Here is a 4,718-nt window from a genome sequence, read left to right on the forward strand (position 1 = left end):
CTCGCTGACGGTGACCTTCTCGTCGTTCTTCAGCTGGTCGATCAACTGCTTGACCTTGGGCTTGTCCCAGTCGACGTTGCCGTTGCTGAAGCCCGCGACCGGCATGTTCATCGACTTGCCCTCGCCGCTCGTGACGCCCTTCATCGCGAAGAACATCTGGCCCAGCGACCAGAGCGACATGTCCTTGTCCACGATCAGGGTGTCCAGCCCGGCGCCCATCGTCGGGTACAGCTTGAACGGATTGAGGATCGTGGACGGCGTCGCCGTCTGGCTCGCCAGCGCCGCGAGGAACTTCTGCTGGTTCTTCGTACGGGCCAGGTCGGCCTCGGCGAAGGCGTACCGGGTGCGGACGAAGGCCAGCGACTGCTCGCCGTTCAGCGTCTGCTTGCCCGCCTGGAAGTCGGCGCCGGACTTCTTGTCCTTGAACGCCTTGGGGATGTCCAGCTCGACGCCGCCGATCGCGTCCACGATCTTGGCGAAGCCGCCGAAGCCGATCTCGACGTAGTGGTCGATGCGCAGCCCGGTGTTGAACTCGACGGTACGGACGAGGAGTTCGGGGCCGTCCATGGCGTACGCGGCGTTCAGCTTGGTGAAGCGGCCGCGGGCCGGGTAGAGCTTGCCGGACTCGGACCCCTTGAACGAGGGGATCTCGACGTTCGAGTCGCGCGGCAGCGAGATCAGCGTCGGCCCGTTGGAACCGTCGTGCAGGATCATCATCGAGTCGGTCCGCTTGCCGGCGGCGGAACCGGTGTGGAGCTTCTTCTTGTCCTCGGCCGTCATGCCCTCGCGGCTGTCGGAGCCGACGATCAGGTAGTTGGTGCCCTCGCCGCTCTCCGGCCGCTCGATGACCTTGGAGAGGTCCACCTCGCGCTTGAGCTTGGAATCGGCCCAGAAGTACGTGCCTATGGAGACCGCGAGGACCACGACCACCAGGGTCAGCGCGCCTATCTTGATGCGGCGGCGCCAGTCGGGCGCCGAGCGGCCCCGGGGGGCGTGCCCGTTGCCGCCCCGGCCGTCGCCGTGCCCACCGCCGTGGCCGTCGCCCCGGCCACCGCCGTAGACCTGGCCCGTGTTGTAACCGCTGTCGTAGCCGTTGCTCTCGTCGTGGCCGCCGTACTGGGGCGGCTCCGCCCGGCGCTGCCGGGGCGGGGCGGCGGGCTGCGGCGGGGCGGGGCGCTGCCGGGGCGGGGCTGAGGGGCGCTGGACATGCCGCATCGCGCGGGCGCCCTCGGGTCGCTCGCCGGCGCTGCCCTGCCCGTAGCGGTTACCGCCGCGGTTGTCGTCGGACCATCCCTCGGGCCAATCGTTCATGCGGTCCAGTGTGCAGGCCGAGGGCGCCCCTCTTACAGGGGGAGCGGGAAATCGGATCGGGGCTGTTGCCAAGCTGATGCATTGCGACCGGGTGGCGACCGGACGACGACCGGACCCGTGCGCCCCGCATAAGGTGGACTGTATGACAGATCAGGCCTCGCGCCCGGAGAGCGACATCCCGGGCAAGTCCACCGCCGCTTCCCGGACCACCCTCAGCCACATCATGACCGGCAACGACACCAACCTGCTGGGTACGGTGCACGGCGGCGTGATCATGAAGCTGGTCGACGACGCCGCGGGGGCCGTGGCGGGGCGGCACTCCGGCGGTCCCGCCGTGACGGCCTCCATGGACGAGATGGTCTTCCTGGAGCCGGTACGGGTCGGTGACCTGGTCCACGTCCGGGCCCAGGTGAACTGGACGGGCCGCTCCTCGATGGAGGTCGGCGTCCGGGTCATGGCCGAGCGGTGGAACGAGTCCACCCCCGCCCAGCAGGTCGGCAGCGCCTACCTGGTCTTCGCCGCGGTGGACGCGGACGGCAGGCCGCGCCCCGTACCGCAGGTGATCCCGGAGACGGAGCGCGACCGGCGGCGCTACCAGGAGGCGCAGATCCGGCGCACCCACCGCCTCGCCCGCCGCCGTGCGATCAAGGAGCTGCGGGAGAAGCGCGCCGCGGAGGGCATCGAGGACTGAGCCCCGGCCGCTCTGTCACGGGCAGGCCACCTGGTCGCCCGTGACCGCGTCGTACGGGCCGCTCTGCGGCTCCTCGGCCCGCACCCGGCGCACCTCGCCGAAGTCCGTCCCGGCCGTCACCCGGATCGTGGGCCCCTGTCCCTTCACCGGGTGCAGCCGCGCCCCCGGCAGGGCGAGCGCCAACGACCTCGCGGACCGGTCCCAGCGCGGGTCGTACGAGACCAGGGTCTGTTCCAGGTCGTGGTCGTCGCCGGTCAGCGGGGCGCGGGTGGTGTCGAAGCCGGTGGCGCGCAGCGCGTCGTCGACCTTCTGCCCGAGCCCGTCCTTCGGGGTCCCGTTGTAGACCTGGACCCGGATCCGCTTCGGGTCCACGTCGACCGTCAGCGCCTGCGGGCGCGCGGCGTGCGCGGGGGCGAGCGGTTCGTCCTCGCGCAGTGCCCGGAAGAGCTTCCTGGACTTCACCGGGTCCCAGGTGACCGTCGAGCCGATGCCCCTGACCGGGTGCGAGACGTTCCCCATCGGTACGGAGGTGAACTCCGAGGACGCGGGGGAGAAGCCCCGCATCGCCCGGCCGAGCTCCAGCATCTGCTCCGCGCCGAAGCCCTCGTCGGCCCGGACCGAGTCCAGCACCGTCGAGACGACGTCCTGGAACTTCACCGGGTTCAGCAGCACGCCGCTGCCGGTCGCCTGCTCGATCAGTGAGGCGAGGAACCTCTGCTGGCGCTGCATCCGGCCCAGATCGGCGGCCCCGTCGATGTGCCGGGAGCGTACGTACTGGAGGGCCTGCCCGCCGTTCAGCTCATGGGGGCCCGCGGCCAGGTTCAGGCCGGTGTACGCGTCCTTCAGCGGCCGAGGCGTGCAGATCCGCACCCCGCCCAGGGTGTCCACGGTCCGCATGAAGCTGGTGAAGTCGACCTCCAGGTAGTGATCGATCTTGATGTCCGTCATGTTCTCGACGGTCCGCACGGTCAGGTTCGGGCCGCCCTCGGCGTAGGCCGCGTTCAGCTTCATCGGGCGTGCGGGGCGTGGTGCGCCGGTACCGGGGTTCCGGTGCGCGGGGACGTCGGCGTAGCTGTCGCGGGGCAGCGAGACGACGCTGGCACGCTTCTTGTCGGCCGACAGGTGCACCAGCATGATCGTGTCGGTGCAGTGGCAGGGCGCGCCGCCCAGCCGGTACTTCCGCTTCTCCTCCGGGGTGATCCGGTCACGGCCGTCGGTGCCGACGAGCAGCAGATTGGTGCCGGCGCCCGCGCTCGGCCGGTTCTTCATGTCCTTGAACGGGTCGATCCGGTCGACCCCGGTGTCCAGGCCGGACACCACCGCGTGGCCGACCCCGCCCGCCCCGAGGACCAGCACCGACAGCCCGGTCACCAGCCGTGCGCCCCAGCGTGGCCGTTCGTCCTGTCTCCTGGGCCTGGGCCGCGGCGGAACCCCGCGGTAGCTCGACGGGCCCAGGGAGCGGTGCGTGCCGGGCACGGGGTACCTCCGGGGGTGCGAGGGAAGGGACCGTCCGTACAGTAGGTCAATATGATCTTTTGTCCGCCATGCCGCCCAGCGGGGCGCGCCGGTGTCCCCCATTCGCGGTAACGTGGCGGCCGAATCATGCCGCCTGGTGGGGTTCCCAACCCCCGGCGCCCCCGAGGACCACCGAGGACCACCATGTCTGCCGCGCAGCACCCCGCCGTCTCCGTGATCATGCCGGTGCTCAACGAGGAACGTCACCTCAGGAACTCCGTCCGGCACATCCTGGAGCAGGAGTACGCGGGCGAGATGGAGGTGGTGATCGCGCTCGGCCCCTCCACGGACCGCACCGACGAGATCGCCGCCGAGCTGGTGCGCGAGGACCCCCGGGTGCACACCGTCCCGAACCCGACCGGCCGCACCCCGGCCGCCCTCAACGCAGCGATCAAGGCCTCCCGCCACCCGATCGTCGTGCGGGTCGACGGCCACGGCATGCTCTCGCCGAACTACATCGCGACCGCCGTCCGCCTGCTGGAGGAGACCGGCGCGCAGAACGTCGGCGGCATCATGCACGCCGAGGGCGAGAACGCCTGGGAGGACGCCGTGGCCGCGGCCATGACCTCGAAGATCGGCGTCGGCAACGCGGCCTTCCACACCGGGGGCCAGGCGGGCCCGGCGGAGACCGTCTACCTCGGCGTCTTCCGCCGCGAGGCGCTGGAGAAGGCGGACGGCTACAACGTCGAGTTCATCCGGGCCCAGGACTGGGAGCTGAACTTCCGCATCCGCGAGGCCGGCGGCCTGATCTGGTTCTCGCCCGAGCTGAAGGTGCAGTACCGGCCGCGCCCCTCGGTGCGGGCGCTGGCCAAGCAGTACAAGGACTACGGCCGCTGGCGGCATGTCGTCGCCCGCTACCACTCCGGCTCGATCAACCTGCGCTACCTGGCGCCGCCGACCGCCGTCTGCGCGATCGCGGCGGGCATCGTGGCCGGCGCGGTCGTCACCCCGTGGGCGTTCGCCGTCCCCGCCGGGTACGTCGCGGCGATCGTCGCCGGGTCCGTACCGGCGGGCAGGGGGCTGTCGCTCAAGGCGCGGGCGCAGATCCCGGTGGCCCTCGCCACCATGCACATGTCGTGGGGGTACGGCTTCCTGACCAGCCCGCGCTCGCTGGCGAGGAAGGTCATCGCCAGCCGCCGCCCGGCCGTCGCCGCGTAACGCGCCTCGGGAACACCGCGGGGCCCCTCCGACGTGCCGGAGG

Annotated in this window: 4 protein-coding genes; 2 read left to right on the plus strand and 2 right to left on the minus strand. The window is 71.3% G+C overall.

What is annotated here, in order from left to right:
* The coding region (locus ACFCV8_RS35430) for an LCP family protein (protein ID WP_376689658.1) at window positions 1-1,311 on the minus strand (1,311 nt) is incomplete at its 3' end.
* A 142-nt stretch (window positions 1,312-1,453) separates the two neighbouring features.
* Between ACFCV8_RS35430 and ACFCV8_RS35435 the strand changes: the two genes are divergently transcribed.
* Window positions 1,454-2,002, plus strand: a complete 549-nt coding sequence (locus ACFCV8_RS35435) for an acyl-CoA thioesterase (RefSeq protein WP_376689659.1) — start codon at window positions 1,454-1,456, stop codon at window positions 2,000-2,002.
* Window positions 2,003-2,017: 15 nt separating this feature from the next.
* Here the strand turns inward: ACFCV8_RS35435 and ACFCV8_RS35440 are convergent, their stop codons facing one another.
* Window positions 2,018-3,580, minus strand: a complete 1,563-nt coding sequence (locus tag ACFCV8_RS35440; RefSeq protein ID WP_376689660.1) for an LCP family protein — start codon at window positions 3,578-3,580, stop codon at window positions 2,018-2,020.
* A gap of 81 nt (window positions 3,581-3,661) precedes the next feature.
* On the opposite strand from ACFCV8_RS35440, the gene ACFCV8_RS35445 reads away from it, so the two are divergent.
* Window positions 3,662-4,675: a glycosyltransferase family 2 protein gene (locus tag ACFCV8_RS35445; RefSeq protein ID WP_376689661.1), complete on the plus strand. Its 1,014-nt coding sequence runs from the start codon at window positions 3,662-3,664 to the stop codon at window positions 4,673-4,675.
* Window positions 4,676-4,718: the final 43 nt, after the last annotated feature.

It is taken from the genome of Streptomyces sp. NPDC056347, from assembly GCF_042262625.1.
In the GTDB taxonomy this organism is placed as follows: domain Bacteria; phylum Actinomycetota; class Actinomycetes; order Streptomycetales; family Streptomycetaceae; genus Streptomyces.